This is a genomic window from Mycobacterium sp. E796 (assembly GCF_001672815.1).
Classification (GTDB): Bacteria; Actinomycetota; Actinomycetes; order Mycobacteriales; family Mycobacteriaceae; genus Mycobacterium.
Genome location: NZ_LZKK01000153.1, coordinates 1 through 852 on the forward strand (window position 1 = coordinate 1; position 852 = coordinate 852).

1 protein-coding gene is annotated in these 852 nt (G+C 60.9%); it reads left to right on the plus strand.

What is annotated here, in order from left to right:
• The coding region (locus tag A5706_RS33565) for a hypothetical protein (RefSeq protein ID WP_197517807.1) at positions 1 to 465 on the plus strand (465 nt) is incomplete at its 5' end.
• Positions 466 to 852 lie beyond the last annotated feature (387 nt).

The following is an 852-nucleotide window of genomic DNA, read 5'->3' on the forward strand; positions in this document are numbered from 1 at the left end:
GCGTATGCCGGCGCGGAGGCCGCCAACGTCACGTCGCTGATCAAGCCCTTGACAGCAATTGGGGCCCCGATTGCCGCAGCCACGGCCGCCCAGTCGACATTAAATGATTTGATAACAAATGTAGTGACGAATACTGTCTTTGTTCTAGGTGCCGCCGCCGTGGCCGGCTTCGTCATTGGTTTTCTTTCTTGGCTCATGGCAGATCTCGTCGTACTGTACTTCGCGTCCGCTGCGGCAAACATCATCCAATCGTTCCCGTTCTACGGCTTACTATTGAACGTTTTGACCGACGCGATAAACCCATTACTCACGGCGTTTCCCGTTGTAGGCCAGCTCGTTTCAGCCGGCACTCAATTAGTCCAGTCGTTCACCACTGCGTTCTTCTGGCCGGCGAATCTGACAGTACAAATTCTCCGCGCACTATCCGCCTTGGTGAACCCGCTGGGCCAAACAACGGCCTCCTAACATCCAATCTTTGGCCCTTCTCAGCAGCCGGGTGTCTCACCGACTCCTGTTCATCGGGACGCAGGAAATCCGAATCGAGGTCTACGGGAGCCCTCGGGGCCGCCCAGAGGCGCGCCTCGCGCCCCTGCTGACCCGCCGACACAGACGCCGCCGCACCTGACCGTGACTCTGCGGCCTCGGCCCACGCCTTTGTGGCGCGGGTCGCCGCGTTAAGGGGATTCAACCTCTAGCCGTGCATCCGGCCGTTACGCCGCACGCTGGGGCGGCCCCGACGCCCCTGCCTGACGTCGCCAGCGCCGGGCGACGCGTGCATGATTTTAGGCCCGACCACAGAGGGCGAAAGTCCCTATTTGGATTTGCCGGCTCGCGGTGAAGATCCCGTCCTAC